Annotated in this window: 16 protein-coding genes; 7 read left to right on the top strand and 9 right to left on the bottom strand. The window is 73.7% G+C overall.

Going from position 1 to position 17,711, the window contains the following annotated elements:
- Nucleotides 1–6: 6 nt before the first annotated feature.
- The 6 genes from BJY14_RS41410 to lipP1 all read right to left on the bottom strand — a co-directional run bounded on the left by BJY14_RS41410 (nucleotide 7) and on the right by lipP1 (nucleotide 6,710).
- Complete coding sequence (locus BJY14_RS41410) at nucleotides 7–1,113, bottom strand: zinc-binding dehydrogenase (RefSeq protein WP_179848578.1); 1,107 nt, start codon at nucleotides 1,111–1,113, stop codon at nucleotides 7–9.
- Between the two features lie 14 nt (nucleotides 1,114–1,127).
- Entirely contained in the window at nucleotides 1,128–2,000 is an 873-nt protein-coding gene (locus tag BJY14_RS41405; protein ID WP_179848577.1) for a branched-chain amino acid ABC transporter permease, read from the bottom strand.
- 64 nt (nucleotides 2,001–2,064) lie between these two features.
- Nucleotides 2,065–3,219, bottom strand: a complete 1,155-nt coding sequence (locus BJY14_RS41400; RefSeq protein WP_179848576.1) for an ABC transporter substrate-binding protein — start codon at nucleotides 3,217–3,219, stop codon at nucleotides 2,065–2,067.
- Between the two features lie 49 nt (nucleotides 3,220–3,268).
- Nucleotides 3,269–5,011, bottom strand: coding sequence for a branched-chain amino acid ABC transporter ATP-binding protein/permease (locus BJY14_RS41395; protein WP_179848575.1), 1,743 nt, complete (start codon nucleotides 5,009–5,011; stop codon nucleotides 3,269–3,271).
- Nucleotides 5,008–5,763 carry an ABC transporter ATP-binding protein gene (locus BJY14_RS41390; protein ID WP_179848574.1) on the bottom strand — a complete coding sequence of 252 codons (756 nt, stop codon included), beginning with the start codon at nucleotides 5,761–5,763 and terminating at the stop codon, nucleotides 5,008–5,010. Before BJY14_RS41390 ends, BJY14_RS41395 begins: the two co-directional genes overlap by 4 nt.
- The gene (gene lipP1, locus BJY14_RS41385; protein ID WP_179848573.1) at nucleotides 5,763–6,710 is read right to left on the bottom strand and encodes a LipP1 family hormone-sensitive lipase; all 948 of its coding nucleotides are present in this window, start codon (nucleotides 6,708–6,710) and stop codon (nucleotides 5,763–5,765) included. Before lipP1 ends, BJY14_RS41390 begins: the two co-directional genes overlap by 1 nt.
- 117 nt (nucleotides 6,711–6,827) lie before the next feature.
- On the opposite strand from lipP1, the gene BJY14_RS41380 reads away from it, so the two are divergent.
- A complete protein-coding gene (locus BJY14_RS41380; RefSeq protein WP_179848572.1) occupies nucleotides 6,828–8,201 on the top strand; it encodes an amidohydrolase in 1,374 nt (457 codons plus the stop codon).
- Nucleotides 8,202–8,212: 11 nt separating this feature from the next.
- Here the strand turns inward: BJY14_RS41380 and BJY14_RS41375 are convergent, their stop codons facing one another.
- Nucleotides 8,213–9,208 (bottom strand): aldo/keto reductase, encoded by a 996-nt coding sequence (locus BJY14_RS41375; RefSeq protein WP_246396305.1) that lies wholly within the window; start codon nucleotides 9,206–9,208, stop codon nucleotides 8,213–8,215.
- 101 nt (nucleotides 9,209–9,309) lie between these two features.
- Here BJY14_RS41375 and BJY14_RS41370 point away from each other — a divergent pair, with 101 nt between their 5' ends.
- Both BJY14_RS41370 and BJY14_RS41365 read left to right on the top strand, forming a co-directional pair.
- A complete protein-coding gene (locus BJY14_RS41370) occupies nucleotides 9,310–10,296 on the top strand; it encodes a methyltransferase (protein WP_179848571.1) in 987 nt (328 codons plus the stop codon).
- Nucleotides 10,293–11,030: an SDR family NAD(P)-dependent oxidoreductase gene (locus BJY14_RS41365; protein WP_179848570.1), complete on the top strand. Its 738-nt coding sequence runs from the start codon at nucleotides 10,293–10,295 to the stop codon at nucleotides 11,028–11,030. Before BJY14_RS41370 ends, BJY14_RS41365 begins: the two co-directional genes overlap by 4 nt.
- Before the next feature lie 71 nt (nucleotides 11,031–11,101).
- Here the strand turns inward: BJY14_RS41365 and BJY14_RS41360 are convergent, their stop codons facing one another.
- Both BJY14_RS41360 and BJY14_RS41355 read right to left on the bottom strand, forming a co-directional pair.
- Entirely contained in the window at nucleotides 11,102–11,782 is a 681-nt protein-coding gene (locus BJY14_RS41360; protein ID WP_179848569.1) for a GntR family transcriptional regulator, read from the bottom strand.
- A 50-nt stretch (nucleotides 11,783–11,832) separates the two neighbouring features.
- Nucleotides 11,833–12,564, bottom strand: a complete 732-nt coding sequence (locus BJY14_RS41355) for an alpha/beta fold hydrolase (protein ID WP_179848568.1) — start codon at nucleotides 12,562–12,564, stop codon at nucleotides 11,833–11,835.
- 204 nt (nucleotides 12,565–12,768) lie between these two features.
- Here BJY14_RS41355 and BJY14_RS41350 point away from each other — a divergent pair, with 204 nt between their 5' ends.
- From BJY14_RS41350 to hpaD, 4 genes are read left to right on the top strand one after another with little or no spacing between them, the layout of a single operon-like run.
- The gene (locus BJY14_RS41350) at nucleotides 12,769–14,217 is read left to right on the top strand and encodes a fumarylacetoacetate hydrolase family protein (RefSeq protein ID WP_179848567.1); all 1,449 of its coding nucleotides are present in this window, start codon (nucleotides 12,769–12,771) and stop codon (nucleotides 14,215–14,217) included.
- Between the two features lies 1 nt (nucleotide 14,218).
- A complete protein-coding gene (gene dapA / locus BJY14_RS41345; protein ID WP_179848566.1) occupies nucleotides 14,219–15,139 on the top strand; it encodes a 4-hydroxy-tetrahydrodipicolinate synthase in 921 nt (306 codons plus the stop codon).
- A gap of 42 nt (nucleotides 15,140–15,181) precedes the next feature.
- The gene (hpaE, locus tag BJY14_RS41340) at nucleotides 15,182–16,678 is read left to right on the top strand and encodes a 5-carboxymethyl-2-hydroxymuconate semialdehyde dehydrogenase (protein ID WP_179848565.1); all 1,497 of its coding nucleotides are present in this window, start codon (nucleotides 15,182–15,184) and stop codon (nucleotides 16,676–16,678) included.
- Nucleotides 16,679–16,686: 8 nt separating this feature from the next.
- Nucleotides 16,687–17,700 (top strand): 3,4-dihydroxyphenylacetate 2,3-dioxygenase, encoded by a 1,014-nt coding sequence (gene hpaD / locus BJY14_RS41335; RefSeq protein ID WP_179848564.1) that lies wholly within the window; start codon nucleotides 16,687–16,689, stop codon nucleotides 17,698–17,700.
- Nucleotides 17,701–17,711: the final 11 nt, after the last annotated feature.

Here is a 17,711-nt window from a genome sequence, read left to right as displayed (position 1 = left end):
GGTCTCCTATCGGTTGGGGTTGATGACGGTCTTGACCTGCTCCTGCCGGGCCATCGAGGCGAGCGCGCCGGACGCGTCGCCGAGGCCGCCGGGGGCGCCGAACAGGTCGTCCCAGGCGAAGCGGTCCTGGAACCCGCGCAGGAACTCGACGGAGCGGTGCAGGTCGCCGACGTCGCCGTTCAGCGAGCCGAGCACGTCCAGCTCCTTACCCATGATCGCGCCGAGGGCGAGCTCCTCGGGCTGCGGGCCGGTACTGCCGACGATGACGAACCGGCCGCCGAACGCGGCCATGGCGACCGCCTCGGCGCCCACGCCGGGCGCCCCGGCGAGGTCGAGGACCAGCTCGGCGCCGCGGCCCTCGGTGGCCTCCATGACGGCCGCGACGCGGGAGCCGGCGTCGCCGTCCAGCCCGACGGTCAGGTCGGCCCCGAAGCGCCGGGCCAGCTCCAGCCGGGCATCGGGCGCGCCGATCGTGATGACCCTGCCCGCACCGGAGACGCTCGCCACGGCCGTGGCGACGATCCCGAGCGCGCCCGCGCCCTGGACGACGACGGTCGATCCCGGCCGCACTCCCCCGGCGCGGTCGAAGGCGTGCAGGACGGTCTTGACCGCGCACCCTGCCGAGGCCGCCCAGGTGTCCTTCACGTCGTCCGGCAGGACGAGCTTGAGCGCTCCGGGCGTCACGTAGTTGTGCCCCGCGAGCCCGCCGGTGGCGTAGGGGAACCGGTCGGCGCGCAGGAGGAAGCCGTAGCCGCGCTCGGCGCAGGCGACGGGGTTGCGCAGCACGGTGCAGCCGTAGCAGTGGCCGCAGACCGACTCCGACCAGCCGATGCGGTCGCCGACCTTGACGTCGCGGCCGAGGGCGTCGCGGGTGCCGGGCCCGACCGCGCAGACGGTCCCCATCATCTCGTGGCCGAGGACGATCGGCAGCATCTCCGGGAACGTCATCGCACCGGACCACAGGTGCACGTCCGTCGCGCACAGGGTGGCGCAGTCGACCCGGACGACCGCGGCGCCGGGCTCGCACTCGGCGGGCAGCGGCAGTTCCTCGACGCTCAGCTCGGCGCCGTGCTCGCGGAGCACGGCGGCCCTGGTGGAGGCCGGTTGTGGCATCTTCGCTCGTTTCTCTATCGGCTGTGCGCGGTGTCCCAGACCTCGCGGCGGCTGCGCCACCACAGGAGCACGAGGATCACCAGGAAGGGCACGACGCCCTGGTACTTCTGGATGGAGCTGAGGGAGGACGACAGGCCCTCGAGGCAGCCCAGGATGAGACCGCCGGCGAGCGTCAGCGGCAGGCTGCGGAACGCGCCGACCATCGCGACGGCCAGCGCCGTGCTGATCAGCCCGGCCAGGGTGGCGTAGTCGCCGCCGAGCCGGGGCGCGACGAGCACGATGACCAGCATCGTGATCGCGCCGACTCCGGCCCAGACCCCCACGGCGAGCCGCGGGGCGGGGATGCCGACGACCTCGGCGGTGCTCGGCCGCTCCGACAGCGCCTGCAGCTTCAGCCCCAGCCGCGTGCGGGTCAGCATGAGCCCGACGGCGAGCGTGATGAGCAGCGCGAACCCCAGCGACACCAGCACCGACTGCGGGACGACCACGCCCCCGACCGTGAAGACGGGGTCGGCGAACGGGGACGGGAAGCGGTGCGCGCCGGTGCTGTTGCCGCCGAACAGCCGCAGGCCGATCGCGGTCAGCGCCACGTAGAGCGCGACGGTGACGGCGGCCTTGGTCCGCTCGCGGTGCCCGGCGAACCAGCGGACGAGCGCGGCGCCGAGCAGCCCGGACAGCAGTGCCGCGGTGGCGGCGCCGATGAGCAGGGCCGGCCAGACGTTCAGGCCCTTGTCGGTGAGCGACACCATCACGAAGGCGCCCATGGCGCCAACCGCCGTCATCGCGAAGTTGACCACCGCGACGAGCCGGTAGGTCAGCACGACGCACAGGCCGAGCAGGGCGTAGCCGCCGCCGCTGGTCAGTCCGGCGATCACAGAGTTCACCATCGGATACCTCCGGGTGGGGCCGGGCGCGCGCGGAGGGTGCCGCGCGCGCCCGGCGGCGGGACGGCTACTTCTTGGTCGGGACGGTGAAGCCGCCGGGCAGCACCTTCCAGCCGCCCCTGTCCGCCTTGACGAACTGGCTGCCCTTGATGGGGCTGTGCTCGCCGCCGGGCCCGAACACCCACGGGCTCCCGGCCATCGGGTAGTTGATCGGCTTCATGTCCTTGAACGCCTTGGTGACCGACGCGCGGGTGATGTCGCCCTTGATGCTCTTGAGGACCTGGACGAACACGTCCGCCGCCATGACGGCGCCCTGGCTGAACGCCGTCTTCTGGATGCCGTTCTCGTCGACGAGCTTGGCCCAGCGCTCGTTGCCGGGCAGGGTCGGGTCGGTGTAGGGCTGCCACTCGGTGCCCGCGTAGGCGTTCATGTCCGCCGGGATCACCTTGGCGTTGGCGTCGGTGTAGCTGTTGGCGGCGAGCAGGAAGTCGACGTTCTGCATGCCCTGCGTCCTGGCCTGCGCGAACCAGGGCGCGACGGTCGCGTTGTACAGGACGGCCTGGCAGCCGGCGTTCTTGTCGGCCACGAGGTAGCGGGTCGGGTCGCCCTGCCCGACGGCGAGGTTCTTGTGCGCGAGGGACTTGCCGGTGAGGTTCGTCCACTCCTTGATGGCGTTCTCGATGCCGCCGCCGCTGCCGGGCAGGACGGTGTAGTCGATGCAGACCTTGTCGCGCTTGAGCGTCTCGGACGCGTAGTACAGCATCGCCGTGGTGAGCGCGTAGGGGCCGGGGTTCACCGGGGCGATGTTGGGGCTGGTGAAGCAGGACGGGTCGACGCCGACCGCGGGGATCGAGACGATCTTCTCCTTGCCGTAGGTGGCGCGGTTGAGGCCGCAGTCCACGGCGCTGGACGACCCGGCCATGGCGACCACGCCCTCGGACTTGATCAGCTCGCGGGCGGCCTGGCTGGCGCGGGCCGGGTCCATCGCGTCGTCCTTGCTGACCAGCTCCAGCTTGCGGCCGCCGATGCCGCCCGCCGCGTTGACCTCGTCGAAGACCGCCTTGACGGCCTTCGGGACTTCCGGGGTCTGGAAGAGCCCGGTGATGCCGTTGATCGAACCGACCTTGATCGGCCCGTCGGACCCGCCGGAGGACTGGCAGCCGGCGGCGGTGAGTGAGATGGCGAGCGCGGCCGCGGCCGCCGTCGTGTATGTGCGCTTCATCGCTGAGGCCCTTGCTTCGCGGGGAGGGTGGGTGGAGGGGACGGAACGGTCAGGACGCCGGGACGTCGGCGGCGCCGAGGTAGGCGGCCCGGACGGCGGGGTCCTCCAGGACCCGGCCGGTGGGACCGGAGGCGATGACATGGCCGAAGTCCAGGACGGTGACCTGCTCGCAGGTGGCCTGGACGAGCTCCATGTCGTGCTCGACGAGCAGGACCGACACCCCGAACCGCGCGGGCACGGCCGCCAGGCGCCTGGCGAGGCGCAGTGACTCGGCGGCGGACTGGCCGGCGGCGGGCTCGTCCAGCAGGGCGACCTTCGGCCGGGCCGCGATCGCGGCGGCGACGTCCAGGAGGCGCCGGGTGCCGGCGTCGACGATGGACACCGGGACCTGCCCGGGCGGGCAGCCGAAGAACTCCAGCAGCTCGTCGGCCTCCGGGCGCGGCAGCCGCCGGCCGGAGCCGATCGTCAGGTAGTCGTACAGGCTGAGCTCGGGCGCGATCGCGGTGGTCTGGAACGTGCGGCGCAGGCCGAGCGCGGCGCGGCGGCTCGGGCCGAGGCCGTCCAGCCGCCGCCCGGCCAGCTCGACCGTGCCGCCGTAGCCCGCGACGAAGCCGCTGACCGCCGCGATGAACGTCGACTTCCCGGCGCCGTTCGGGCCGATGAGCCCGACGACCGCTCCCTCGGGGACGGTCAGGTCGACGGCGTCCAGCGCCACCACCTCGCCGAACCTGACGGTCAGCCCCTGCACGGCCAGCACCGGGGCGCCGTCGCCCGCGGCACGCGGCGCTAGCGCCGGGAGGGGCGGCTCGTCCACGTCGGCGGCGGGCGCGTCCTCGGCGGCCTTGAGGATCTTCCGGGCGTCCCGCTCCCGCTTGCGCATCCGGGTCAGGTCGGTCTGGCTGAGCCCGCTGCGCAGCGCGAGCAGGGCGCCGGCGCCGAACAGCACGCCGCCGAAGTCCTGCGGCAGCGAGATCTTCTCCATGATCGTCGCCATCACCGCGCCGAAGATCCCGCCGAGCACGGCGCCCTCCGGATGGTGCGGGCCGATCATGATGGCCACGGCGAACAGCGCGAGGGACTGGCCCATCGCGAAGTTCTGCGGGACCACCAGGCTGAGCTGCCCGACCAGCAGCCCGCCGCCGATGCCGGCGACGAACGCGCTGATCGCGAAGGCGGCGAGCTTGCTGCGCGCCACCGAGACGCCGTGCGCGGCGGCGGACCGCTCGGAGTGCCGCAGCTCGTACCAGGACAGCCCCAGCCGGGTGCGGCCGACGATCCCGAGGACGACGGCCAGCACGGTGAACACGATCACCGTGAACACGAAGTAGCCGCCGTCGGTGTCGAAGGGGGCGGGCCGCTCCAGCATCGTCAGGTCGGCCGAGCCGGGGAACGGGTTGACGTTCAGCACGATGTCGGTGCTGACCGCGAACCCGAAGGTGACGACGGCGAGGTTGACGCCGCGGATGCGCAGCGCGGGCAGCCCGATCGCGACGCCGACGGGCACCGCGGCGAGGCCGCCGAGGAGCAGCCACAGGTAGAAGCCGCCCGGCGCGTCCGCCACGTTCAGCCGCAGCATCACCCAGGCGCCGATCGCGGCGAACGACATCTGGCACAGCGACATGACGCCGGCCCTGCCGACGATCACTCCGAAGCTCTGCATGATCACCGCGCTGATCACCGCGCTGATCGCCAGGTAGATCCAGTACGGCGGCAGCACCAGCGGGAGCAGCGCGCAGGCGAGCACCGCGATGCCGAGGCCGGTGCCGAGGCCGCGCTTGTCGACCAGGTTCATCGGAGCCCGCTCTCTGCCGCCCCGGCGCCGCCCGCCTCGGCGGCGCTCACCGGCGGCCCGCCGAAGTAGAGCCGGTGCAGGCGCCGTTCGTCGCCGCGCAGCTCGCCGCACGGCCCGGAGAAGACCACGCGTCCCTTGCGCAGCACGTGGGCGCGGGAGCCGACGTCCAGCGCCAGGTTCGCGAACTGCTCGATCAGCACGACCGCGATGCCCATCCCGGCCAGCTCGCCGACCGTGGCCATCAGCCGGCGCACCACCAGCGGGGCGAGGCCGAGCGACATCTCGTCGATCAGCACGACCTTGGGCGCGGAGACCAGGGCCCGGCCGAGCACGACCATCTGCTGCTCGCCGCCGGACAGGTACCCGGCCTGCAGGGTCCGCCTCTTCTCCAGCTCCGGGAAGAGCCGGTAGACCGTGCCGAGGTCGCCGTCGCCCTGCTGGGAGACGACGAGGTTCTGCTCGACGGTGAGCGTGCGGAACGTGGTGCGGGCCTGCTCGACGTAGCCGAGGCCGGCGCGGGCCCGCTTGTAGGGGGCGAGCCTCTCGATGGCTTTGCCGTCCAGCCGGATGGTGCCGGACCTGACGGGGGCCAGGCCGGCGATGCCGTCCATCAGCGTCGTCTTGCCGGCGCCGTTCGCGCCGAGGATCACGGTGACCGCGCCCGGGGCGGCGTCCAGCGTGACCTCGTGCACGACCGGGACCTCGGCCCGGTCCACGGCGACGCCGTCGAGGGCGAGAGCCGGAGCGGTCATCACTCGCCGTCCGTGCCGAAGGCCGAGCGCAGGGCGGCGGCCGTCCGGGCCTGGGCGTCCCTCGCCACCGACAGCTCGGTGGCCAGCGGGCCGAAGAACGCGTGGATCATGCCGTCGTAGCGGACGAGGTCGGTCCGGACGCCCGCGTCCTTGAGCCGCACGGCGTACTCCTCGCCCTCGTCGCGCAGCACGTCGCACTCGGCTTCGAGGACGAGCGCCCGGCACAGCCCGGCGAAGCTCTTGGCCCGCAGGGGCAGCAGGTAGGGGTCCTCCAGGTCGCGCTCGTCCCTGGGGTAGGTGGTGAAGAACCAGTCCATGCTGGACCTGGAGAGGAAGTAGCCCTCGGCGAACTCGCGGTAGGAGGCGCGCCCGTCGTCGGGGTGGCCGACGACCGGGGAGACGAGCACCTGCAGGGCCAGTTCCGGGCCGCCGAGGTCGCGTGCCCTGAGCGCGACGACGGCGGCGAGGTTGCCGCCCGCGCTCTCGCCGCCCACGGCGACGCGGGACGGGTCGGCGCCGATGCGCTCGCCGTGTTCGGCGACCCAGCGGACGGCGGCGTAGGCGTCGTCGGCCGCGGCCGGGAACGGGTTCTCGGGGGCGAGCCGGTAGTCGACCGACATCACCACCGCGCCCGCGGCGGCGCAGACGGCGCGGCAGGAGTACTCGTTCTCGTCGAGGCCGCCGATCGTCCAGCCGCCTCCGTGGAACCAGACGAACGCCGGGAAGGGGCCCTCCCCCTCGGGGGTGTAGACCCGGACCGGGATGTCGCCGGCCGGGCCGGGGATCGCGGTGTCGGCCACGGAGCCCACGTGCGGAAGGTCGTCCGGCACCACCCACATCCGGCGGAACCCCTCCCGCATGGCCGCGACGTCCAGCGGGGCGCCGCCGCTCGGGTCCTCGGCAGGGGTGCGGTCGATGATCCGCTGCGCCTCGGGATCCAGGGGCATCGTTTACCTCCGAAGGCCCGGTGTGCCCGCGCCTCCCGGCCGGGCACTCCAAAATCGTATCTGATTCCGTGTACGTTAATTGCAGCCCATCGACGGTGTCCAGAGTTGGAGCAGGATATGCCGGATGTTTCCGCCGCCGACCTCGTCCTGACCGGTGGCCGGGTCCACACGGTCGACGCCCGGGACCGTCTCGCCGAAGCGGTCGCGGTGCGCGGCGGGCGCATCGCCCGCGTGGGCACGGCGGACGAGGTCGCGCCCCTGATCGGCCCCGGCACCCGGGTCGTCCCGCTGGACGGCGGGTCGGTGCTGCCGGGCATCAACGACTCGCACCTGCACGGGGTGTGGCTCGGCGCGATGTGGCCGAACCTGCTGATGGACCAGCTGGCCGCCTCCGGCGGGCACGCGCACGAGGCGCCGGCGCGGCTGGAGACCGCCGAGGACCGGCGCCGCGCGATCCTGCGCACCGCCGACCTGCTGGCCTCCCTCGGGATCACCAGCTACACCGAGCCCGGCCTGGGACCCGGCGAGGACGGCGGCCCGAGCGGCTGCTTCGGCTCCGGCGCCCTGCGCGACTACGCCGAGCTGGCCGCGCAGGGCCGGCTGAAGGCCCGCGTCACCGCGCTGATGCTGTTCGGGGAGCTGGACGGCCGCAGCACGGCGGCGGACCTGCTGGCGGGCCTGCGCGACTTCACGCCGCCCGCGGGCGTCCCCGGCCGGTTCCGGGTCGCGGGCGTGAAGATCTTCGCCGACGGGATCCCGCCGATGCGCAGCGCCTGGACCGACCGCCCCTACACCGACGGCTCCCACGGCGCCCTGCTGGTCGACGGCGGCTCCGACGGCGAGCGGGAGGCGGCCCTGCGCGCGATGATCGACGCGGCGCACGACGCCGGGCACCAGATCGGCGTGCACGCCACCGGCGACCGCGCGACCCGCGTCGTGGCGGACGCGTGCGCGGCGGCCCTCGGCCGGGACGGGCGGGACGCCCGGCACTACGTCATCCACGGCGACCTGCTCGCCCCCGCGACGCTGACCGTCCTCGCCTCGAACCGGATCGGGTTGAACACCCAGGCGGGCATCCCGGTGGCCACCGAGCCGATGCTCGCCGCGGCGCTCGGCGAGGACGCCCTGCGGGACGCCTGGCCGCTGCGCGACGCGCTCGACGCGGGCGTCCCGCTGTGCCTCAGCTCCGACTCCCCCGTCCTCACCCCGGACTGGCGCGCGGGCATGGCCGCGGCGGTCACCCGCCGCGGCCTCGACGGCGCGGTGCGGGGGGCGGCGCAGCGGCTCGCCCTGGCCGAGGCGCTGCGCGCGTACACCGCCGTGCCCGCCTGGCAGGACGGGGAGGAGGACGTCAAGGGCTCCATCGAGCCGGGCAAGGCCGCCGACCTGTGCGTGCTCGGCGGCGACCTGTTCGCCGTGGAACCGCAGGCCCTGCCCTCGGTGCCGGTGGCGATGACCGTCCTCGACGGCGAGGTCGTCTACGAGGCCTAGGGCGCCCGGCGTCAGGCGCGGACGGGGGCGTCGGTGCCCCAGGACGCCGACGGGTCGACCACGTCCCGGTCCAGCCACAGCCCGGCGAGGGCGGCGCGCAGCTCGTCGCCGCGCCGGGCGCACAGGGCGAGGGCGGCGAGGTTGTCCTCCAGCTGCGCCGGCCTCGTGACCCCGACCAGGACGTTCGCCACCGCCGGGTTGGCCAGGCAGTACGCGATCGAGAGCTGCGCGGGCGTGGCGCCGAAGCGCTCGGTGATCCGCCCGACCTCGGGAACGACGGCGCGGATCCGGTCGCGGATGCCTCCCGGGTCGGCGCCGATCTTGCGCTCGGGGTGCAGCCTGCCGGCGAGGATCCCGCCCTCCAGGACGTCCGACGCCTGCAGGGCGAGGCCCTCGCCGGTGAACAGCGTCCCGAACGGCACCCCCTCGGGCACGGACCGGCGGACCAGGCTGTACTTCAGCTGCGCGAACGAGGGCGGCACCAAGCCCTCGGCGGCGGCGAACCGGCAGGCGAACAGCACGTCCCCGGCAGACCAGTTGTTGACGCCCCAGTGCGCGAACCCGCCCGTGCGCACCTGCTCGGCCACGTCCGTCACCACGGCGCGCAGGTCCGGGCGCTCCATGAAGTCGCCGACCACGACCATGTCGGCGCGGTCGGTGCCGACGCGGTCGAGAGAGACCCGCATCTGTTCGGCGAACGAGGACGCGGGGTACTCCCAGAGCCAGAGCTTTCCGCACAGCATGTAGTCCTCGCGCGCGAGGCCGGCGTCGCGTACGGCCTGCCCGAACAACACGTCCGTCTGGGCGTTCTCAGCGTGCGGGCCGAAGTTGTAGTGCGCGACGTCGAACAGGTCGACGCCCCGGTCGACGGCGAGGCGCAGCAGTTCGGCCGCGTCGTCGCGGTCCATGCGGTCCCAGGTGTTCCAGGAGCCGAGCGCCAGGAGCGGGACCTCGGGGCCGCCCACGCCGAGGCGCCTGCGCGGCGCCCGTTCTGCGAACTCCATCATGACCTCCGATGAGGAAGATCGGCCGTGGGCCGGGCCCCCTGGCCGCTGACGCAGCGATCGTATACTATCTGGCATATTCTTACCTGAAGGAGACCACTTCCATGGCGCATTCCTCTCCGGACCCCTCGGGCATCCTCGGCGTCGCCACCGGCTACATGGCCGCCAAGCAGCTGTTCGCGGCGAGCGAGGCGGGCGTGTTCGCCGCGCTCGCGGGCGGCCCGGCCACCGCGGCCGAGCTGGCCGGCCGGGCCGGGATGCCGGAGCGCACCGCCCGCATCCTCGGCGACGGCCTCGCCGGCCTCGGGCTGCTGGCGCGGGAGGACGGCCGCTACGCCAACTCCCCCGCCGCCGCGGCCTACCTGTCCGGTGAGGGCGACGGCGTCGACCTGCGCCCGTTCCTGGCCTTCCTGGACGCGATCAGCTACCCGCACTGGCTCGGCTTCGGGGCGACCACGGCCAGCGCCGAGCCGCAGCCGCTCGACCTGGCGGGCGACCGGATGCGGACTTTCATGAACGGCGTGATGACCTACAACGCGCTGCACGCCAGGATGCTCGCGGAGAACTTCGACTTCACCCGCTACTCCCGGATCCTGGACTACGGCGGCCTGTCCGCCGCGTTCCTCGTCGAGGCGCTCCGCTCGGCCGGGCAGGCGCACGGAACGTTCCTCGCGCCCGGCCAGTTCACGGAGTTCGCCCGCAAGGCCCTGCTCGACGCCGGTCTCGGCGGACGCAGCGAGGTCGTGGAGGCCGACCCGCTCACCGGGGACGTCCCCGAGGGCTTCGACCTCGTCCTGCTGGAGCACGTCGTCCACCGCTTCGACGCCGAGCGGAACCGGGCGATGATCCGCCGGGCCCGGCAGGCCGCCGCCCCCGGCGGCACGCTCGTCCTGCTCGACTTCTTCCTGGACGACGACCCCGACCAGCGCGTCATCGACGCCCTGCACGCGGGCGAGTACCTGGTCATCGACGGGACCGTCGTCTACCCCGAGGCCGAGGTGCGCGGCTGGCTGACCGCCGCGGGCTGGGAGCCGGTGGAGACCCGCGCCCTGCCCGCCAGCCCGCGCGTCATCGTCGCGGAGGCCCGGTGAGCGCCGGGCGCGCCGTCCTCGTCACGGGCGGCGCGAGCGGCATCGGCCGCGCCGTCGCCGCCGCGTTCGCCGCCGCCGGCGACCGCGTGACGATCGCCGACCGGGACGCCGGGGCCGCCGCGCGCGCCGCCGGGGAACTGGACGTCCGCGCCGTCACCATGGACGTCACCGACGCCGCCTCGGTCACCGCGGGCGTCGCGGAGGCGACCGCGGCGCTCGGCCCGATCGAGGTGCTGGTCAACAACGCGGGCGTGGTGGCGGGCGGCGGCCCGCTGGTCTCGCTGCCCCTGGAGGTGTTCGACACGGTCGTCGCGGTCAACCTGCGCGGCACGTTCACCGTCACCCAGGCGGTCGCCGGCCAGATGATCGAGAGCGGCACGCGCGGCCGCATCGTCAACATCAGCTCGATCGGCGCCCGCCAGCCCACCGCCGGCCTCGGCCACTACGAGGCCACCAAGGCCGCCGTGGACGCCCTCACGCGCACCGCCGCGCTGGAGCTCGCCGGCCACGGCATCCGGGTCAACGGCGTCGCGCCGGGGCCCGTCCACACGCCGATGACGGCCGGGCTGATGGACGACCCGCAGGCCCGCGCCGCCTGGGAGTCGCGCATCCCGCTCAGCAGGATCGCCACGACGGACGACATCGCCCCGCTGGTGCTGTTCCTCGCCTCCGACCAGGCGAACCACATCACCGGCGCGGTCATCCAGGTGGACGGCGGCCAGCTGCTCGTGTAGCCGGCGTTCAGGACTCGGACGCGCCGTTCCCCATCCCTCGCCCGGTGGGAACGGCGCGTCCGGCCTTAAGGTCACTTGTGCGGGACGGGGTGCGCGCTGTGGAGCGCGTCGGCGGTGGCGTTCTTGTGGGCGCAGGCGATGCGCTCGATCTCGGCCGGGTCGCCGCCCCCGGTGATGAGGTCGAGGATGTGCCCGTGCTCGACCACGGAGCGGCGGGCGCGGCCGGGGACGTAGCTGAAGGTCGAGCGGCGCATGTGGTCCAGCCGGGTCCACTCGGCTTCGAGCAGGGAGCGCAGGTGCGCGTCCGGACAGTGCTCGTAGATCGAGAAGTGGAACTCGCGGTTGAGCGCTGTGAACGCGGTCGGGTCGAACTCCTCCAGCGCCTCCACCATCCGGTCGTTGATCTTGCGGGAGGCGTCGATGTGCGCGGCCGTCATGAGCGGCGCGGAGATCGCGGTGGCGTAGCCCTCCAGCCGGGCGAGGATCTGCAGCGTGTGCTCGACCTGCTCGGCGTCGAAGACCGCGACGCGGGCGCCGACGTTGCGCACCACCTCGACGAGCCCGTCGGACTGCAACCGGCGCAGGGCCTCGCGCAACGGGATCGTGCTGACCCCGGTCTCCTGGGCGAGCTGGTTGATGACCAGCCGGTATCCGGGCACGTAGGTGCCTTCGAGAATGCGCGACCGCAGCAGCTCGTAGCAGAACTCGGCCTTGCTCTCCTTGGTCTGGTCCTGCTTCCTCGCGGCACTCACCCGGTTCTCCTCATCCTCGGCCCGCACCCCGGACGTGTTCGCCGGCCCGGTCACCGCGACAGCGCGTCCAGGACGGCCACACGCCAGTGCGGCCCGCCCGGCACCTCGTGGTGGGCGCCGGGCACGGTGACCAGTTCCGCCTCGCCGAGCTCCTCGGCGAGCCGGCCGATTCCTCGTGTCAACTCATCATTCTCTCCGACGACGAAGACGGGAAGAACCTTCGCGTTCCACGGGCCGCCCTCGAACGGCGTCGCGCGCAGGCCCTCGACGCAGAGCGCGAGCCCTGCGGCGCGGTCGCCCTGCGCCCTGACCATGGCCGCGATGGCGCCGGTGAACGGGTCGTCGCACTCCGTGCCCTCGTCGACGGCGCGCCGCAACGCGTCGATGTCGACGGCGGTGAAGGGCTCGACGGGGCTCAGACCGCCCAGTACGGCGCGCTCCATCCGCCCCGGCGCGGCCGACGGCAGCTCCCACGCGATCCTGGCGCCGAGCGAGTAGCCGACCGCGTCGAACGTCTCGGCCCCCGCCCGGTCCAGGATCGCCACCAGGGCGGCGGCGACGGCGGGCGCGGTGGCCTCGCCCGCGGAGGCGGGCGCCGGGCTGTCCCCGTGTCCGGGCAGGTCCGGGACGATGACGGACCGCCCGACCGCGGTCAGGGCGTCGACCATCCCGGTCTCGATCCAGTCGGCCCGCCCGTCGGAGCCGAAGCCGTGGACGAGCAGCACGGGCGGGGCGTCCGCCGGGCTGTCCGGCGTGAACGTGCGAGCGGCGAGGTCGCGCATCCGTCAAGCACCTCCTAGAGGATTTCGCATACGATTTGCGATCATACTGCACGGGGGCTTCGTCCCCCGTCGCGTCCGGCCCCCGATTGGAACGATCGAAGTCGGGACGACCCTGCTCTCGTCATCGTGCATGACTTCATATACGATTTCTTCGTGACCTCGTCCGCGAGGTCCGGTCCCGTCCCGTCACAGGAGAGAGCCCCCGTGCCGCACCCCCTGGGCAACCGGCCCTCGAAGATCATCGCCGTGCACCTCAACTTCCCCTCGCGGGCGAAGGAGCGCGGCCGGATCCCCGCCGAGCCGTCCTACTTCCTCAAGCCGCCGTCCTCGCTCGCCGGGACGGGCGACCCGCTGAACCGCCCCGCGGGCTGCGAGCTGATGACCTTCGAGGGCGAGATCGCCCTGGTCGTCGGCCGGCGCGCGCACCGCGTCGCGCCGCGGGACGCCTGGGAGCACGTCGGCTGGGTGACGGCCGCCAACGACGCCGGCGTGCACGACCTTCGCTATGCCGACCGGGGCTCCAACCTGCGCTCCAAGGGCTCGGACGGCTTCACCCCCCTCGGGCCCCGGCTTCTCGACGCGCGCGGCCTGGACCCGCGCGCGCTGCGCGTCCGCACCTGGGTGAACGGCGAGGTCGTCCAGGACGACACCAGCGACACGCTCCTGTTCCCCTTCGCCGACCTGGTCGCCGACCTCTCCCGGCTGGTCACCCTCGAAGCCGGGGACGTCATCCTCACCGGCACCCCCGCCGGCGCCTCCGTCGTCTCCCCCGGCGACGTCGTCGAGGTCGAGGTGACCGCCGGGACCGCCACCACCGGGCGCCTGTCCAACACGGTCGCCGACGCGGACCCGCTTCCCGGGTGGGGCGCCATGCCCCGGGTCGACGACGCCGTCCGGGCCGATGCCTGGGGCCCGGCCCACACGCGCGAGCCCGTCCTGGACGAGGCGACCGCGACCGCGCTGCGGAGCCTGTCGACCGCCACGCTCAGCTCCCAGATACGCAAGCGCGGCCTCCAGCACATGACCGTCGACGGCGTCCACCCGGCGGGCGGCGCGGTGAAGATGGTCGGCACCGCGCACACGCTGCGCTACCTGCCCCTCCGCGAGGACCTGTTCGAGCGGTACGGCGGTGGCATGAACGCCCAGAAGCGGGCCGTCGAGGAACTCCGACCGGGCCAGGTGCTGGTCATGGACGCGCGCCGCGACGCCTCCTCCGGCACGATCGGCGACATCCTCGCGCTGCGCGCCCTGCGGCGCGGCGCGGCGGGGGTCGTCACCGACGGCGGGCTCCGCGACAGCGCCGCCGTCGCCGGTCTGGACCTGCCGGTCTTCCACGCGGGCGCGCACCCGGCCGTGCTCGGGCGCCGCCACGTCCCCTGGGACACCGGGCTGCCGATCGCCTGCGGGGGCGCGCTCGTCCAGCCCGGCGACGTCCTGGTGGGCGACGCCGACGGCGTCGTCGTCATCCCGCCGGACCTCGTGCGCGGGCTCGCCGAGGACGCGGCCGAGCAGGAGGCGCAGGAGCGCTTCATCGCCGAGCGCGTCGCCGCCGGCGAGCCCGTCGAGGGCCTGTACCCGCTCGGGCCGCGCCGGCGGGAGGCCTACGAGGCCTGGCGCCGCGGCGGCCGACGAACCCCAACCGAGGAGCGATGAGTTGAAGTTCCGCACCGATCCGGCCGCGATCCGCGGGTCGATCGCGCCCGTCGTCACACCGTTCACCGCCGCCGGCGCCGTCGACCACGACGCGCTGCGCGGGCTGGTCCGCTGGCAGCTGGAGTCCGGCTCGCACGGGATCTCGCTCGGCGGTTCCACCGGGGAGCCGAGCAGCCAGACCGCCGCCGAGCGGATCGCCGCGATCCGCACCGCCGCCGGCGAGGTCGCGGACCGCGTCCCGTTCCTGCCCGGCACCGGCTCGGCGAAGCTGGAGGAGACGCTGGAGATCACCGCCGCGGCCCGCGACGCCGGCGCCGACGCCGCCCTGGTGATCACCCCGTACTACGCGCGGCCCACCCAGCGGGCCCTGTACGACTGGTACGCGACCGTGGCGCGCGAGTTCCCCGACCTGCCGCTGGTGATCTACAACGTGCCGTCCCGGACGGCCGTGGACATCGCGCCCGAGACCGTCCGGCGGCTGTTCGCCGACTTCGACAACGTCGTCGGGATCAAGGAGACGACCAAGGACTTCGAGCACTTCTCCCGCGTCCTGCACGCCTGCGGGCCCGAACTGCTCGTCTGGTCCGGCATCGAGCTGCTGTGTCTGCCGCTGCTCGCCCTCGGCGGCGCCGGGTTCGTCAGCGCCGTCGCCAACCTCGCGCCCGCCGCGGTCGCCCGCATGTACGAGCTGTGGACGGCGGGCGACCACGCCGCCGCCCGCGACCTGCACTACCGGCTGCACCCCCTCGTGGACGTGCTGTTCGTCGAGACGAACCCGGCACCCGCCAAGTGGGTGCTGGAGCGGCAGGGCCGCATCCCCTCCGGGCACGTCCGGCCGCCCCTCGCCGCACCCTCCGACGAGGCGCGGGCGCGCATCCGAGTCCTGCTCGACCAGGGCGGCGACCTCACCGCGGGGATCTGACCCGCCGCCCCAGCCTCCCGCACCGAACCGGAAGAGAGCACGATGTCCCTCCCCTCCTCCCCCGCCCGCCCGGCCGGGCTGCCGGACCGCATCCGGCACTGGATCGGCGGCGCGTACGCCGACAGCGCCGACGGCGCGGTCTTCGACGTCGCCGACCCCGTGTCCAACACCCGCTACACCACCGCCGCCGCGGGCGGGCCCGCCGACGTCGACCGGGCCGTGGCCGCGGCCCGCGCGGCGTTCCCCGCCTGGGCGGCGCTCGGCAACCGCGAGCGCGCCTCGATCCTCGTCCGCGTCGCCGACGCCGTCGAGGCGCGCGAGGACCGCCTCGCGGAGCTGGAGTCCTTCGACTCCGGGCTGCCGATCACCCAGGCGCGCGGCCAGGCCCGCCGCGCCGCCGAGAACTTCCGCTACTTCGCCGACGTGATCGTCGCGCTCGGCGAGGAGGCCTACCGGGTCGGCGACACCCAGCTCAACTACGTCGTGCGGACGCCCGCGGGCGTCGCCGGGCTGATCACCCCGTGGAACACCCCGTTCATGCTGGAGAGCTGGAAGCTCGCCCCGGCGCTGGCGTCCGGCTGCACGCTCGTGCTGAAGCCCGCCGAGTGGACGCCGCTGTCGGCGGGCCTGTGGCCGGAGATCCTCACCGAGGCGGGCGTGCCCGCCGGGGTGGTCAACATCGTGCACGGCCTCGGGGAGGCCGCCGGGCAGGCGCTCGTCGACCACCCGGACGTGCCGCTGCTGTCGTTCACCGGCTCCACCGACACCGGGCGGCACATCATGCGGTGCTCAGCCGACGGCCTGAAAGCGCTGTCCATGGAGCTCGGCGGCAAGTCCCCCGTCGTGGTGTTCGCCGACGCCGACCTGGAGGCGGCGCTCGACTCGGTCGTCTTCGGCGTCTTCTCGCTCAACGGGGAGCGCTGCACGGCCGGGTCCCGCGTGCTCGTGGAACGCCCCGTCTACGAGGAGTTCACCCGGCGGCTCGCCGAGCGCGCCGAGAAGGTGCGGGTCGGGCTCCCGTCCGACCCCGCCACCGAGGTCGGCGCCCTCGTCCATCCGGAGCACTACGCGCGGGTCCTGGAGTACGTCGAGGTCGGCCGGCGGGAGGCCAGGCTGGTCGCGGGCGGCGGCCGCCCGGGGCACCTGCCGGAGGGCAACTACCTGCAGCCCGCCGTGTTCACCGACGTCCCGCGGGACGCCCGGATCTTCCAGGAGGAGATCTTCGGCCCGGTCGTGGCCGTCGCGCCCTTCGACGACGAGTGCGAGGCGGTCGAACTGGCCAACGCCACCCGCTACGGGCTCGCCGCCTACGTGTGGACCGGCGACCTGCGCCGCGGCCACCGCATCGCCCACGAAGTCGCCTCGGGTATGGTCTGGATCAACTCGCACAACGTTCGTGACCTGCGCACCCCCTTCGGAGGGGTGAAGGACTCCGGGCTCGGCCGCGAGGGCGGCGCGCACAGCATCGACTTCTTCTCCGAATCCAAGATCGTGCACGTCATGCTCGGCGAGGTGCACACGCCCCGCTTCGGCGCCTAGGAGCAACCATGACCACACCTCCCGACGTGATCCGCTCCGCATACGCGCAACTGGCCGTCACCGACCTGGCCGCCGCCCGCTGGTTCTGGGTCGACATGCTGGGCCTGCACGTCCAGCACGAGGACGCCGGCGCCGTGTACCTGCGCGGCACCGACGAGCTGACCCACCACTCTCTCGTCCTGCGCTCCGGGCCCGTCGCCGCCCTGGACCACATCGCCTACCGGGTGCGGACGCCCGAGGACGTCGACCGGGCCGAGCGGTTCTTCGCCTCCCTCGGCCGGCCCGTCCGGCGCGTCCCCGCCGGAACCGGGACCCACGGCGTCGGCGACGCCGTCCGCGTCGTCGACCCGCTCGGCTTCACCGTGGAGTTCTTCCACGACATCGCCCGCGGGGAGCGCCTCATCCAGCGCTACGACCTGCACCGCGGCGCTCAGATCGCCCGCCTGGACCACTTCAACATCTGCACGCCCGACATCCCCGCCGCCTACGAGCACTACACGTCCCTCGGCTTCGGCTGCTCGGAGACGATCGAGGGCGACGAGCACGAGCTGTACGCGGCGTGGATGTACCGCAAGCAGACCGTCCACGACGTGGCGTTCACCGGCGGCGCGGGGCCCCGGCTGCACCACGTCGGCATGGCGACGCACGAGTCCCACCAGGTGCTGCGCACCGCCGACGTGTTCGGCTCGCTGCGCAAGGAGCACCACATCGAGCGCGGTCCCGGGCGGCACGGCGTCTCCAACGCCTTCTACGTCTACCTCCGCGACCCCGACGGGCACCGGGTCGAGATCTACACCTCCGACTACTACACGGGCGACCCGGACCACGAGACGTTCCGGTGGAACGTGCACGACGACCGCCGCCGCGACTTCTGGGGCAACGCCGTGATCGAGTCCTGGTACAAGGAGGCCAGCCCCGTCCTCGACCTGGACGGGCGCCTCCAGCCGATCTCGGAGTCGGTACTGGACGAGTCCGCCGTCCAGGTCGGGGCGGACGGCCTCGGCATCGTAGAGCCGTCCTGACGGCTCGCCCG

The sequence above is a fragment of the Actinomadura luteofluorescens genome (genome assembly GCF_013409365.1).
GTDB lineage: Bacteria > Actinomycetota > Actinomycetes > Streptosporangiales > Streptosporangiaceae > Spirillospora > Spirillospora luteofluorescens.
Note: the sequence above shows the minus strand (reverse complement) of the source record. Positions and strands in the feature narration are given on the sequence as shown.

Coding starts and splice junctions, on each gene's coding strand:
- BJY14_RS41410 (WP_179848578.1), bottom strand. CDS start 1,113: ATGCCACAACCGGCCTCCACCAGGGCCGCCGTGCTCCGCGAGCACGGC.
- BJY14_RS41405 (WP_179848577.1), bottom strand. CDS start 2,000: ATGGTGAACTCTGTGATCGCCGGACTGACCAGCGGCGGCGGCTACGCC.
- BJY14_RS41400 (WP_179848576.1), bottom strand. CDS start 3,219: ATGAAGCGCACATACACGACGGCGGCCGCGGCCGCGCTCGCCATCTCA.
- BJY14_RS41395 (WP_179848575.1), bottom strand. CDS start 5,011: ATGAACCTGGTCGACAAGCGCGGCCTCGGCACCGGCCTCGGCATCGCG.
- BJY14_RS41390 (WP_179848574.1), bottom strand. CDS start 5,763: ATGACCGCTCCGGCTCTCGCCCTCGACGGCGTCGCCGTGGACCGGGCC.
- lipP1 (WP_179848573.1), bottom strand. CDS start 6,710: ATGCCCCTGGATCCCGAGGCGCAGCGGATCATCGACCGCACCCCTGCC.
- BJY14_RS41380 (WP_179848572.1), top strand. CDS start 6,828: ATGCCGGATGTTTCCGCCGCCGACCTCGTCCTGACCGGTGGCCGGGTC.
- BJY14_RS41375 (WP_246396305.1), bottom strand. CDS start 9,208: ATGATGGAGTTCGCAGAACGGGCGCCGCGCAGGCGCCTCGGCGTGGGC.
- BJY14_RS41370 (WP_179848571.1), top strand. CDS start 9,310: ATGGCGCATTCCTCTCCGGACCCCTCGGGCATCCTCGGCGTCGCCACC.
- BJY14_RS41355 (WP_179848568.1), bottom strand. CDS start 12,564: ATGCGCGACCTCGCCGCTCGCACGTTCACGCCGGACAGCCCGGCGGAC.
- hpaE (WP_179848565.1), top strand. CDS start 15,182: ATGTCCCTCCCCTCCTCCCCCGCCCGCCCGGCCGGGCTGCCGGACCGC.
- hpaD (WP_179848564.1), top strand. CDS start 16,687: ATGACCACACCTCCCGACGTGATCCGCTCCGCATACGCGCAACTGGCC.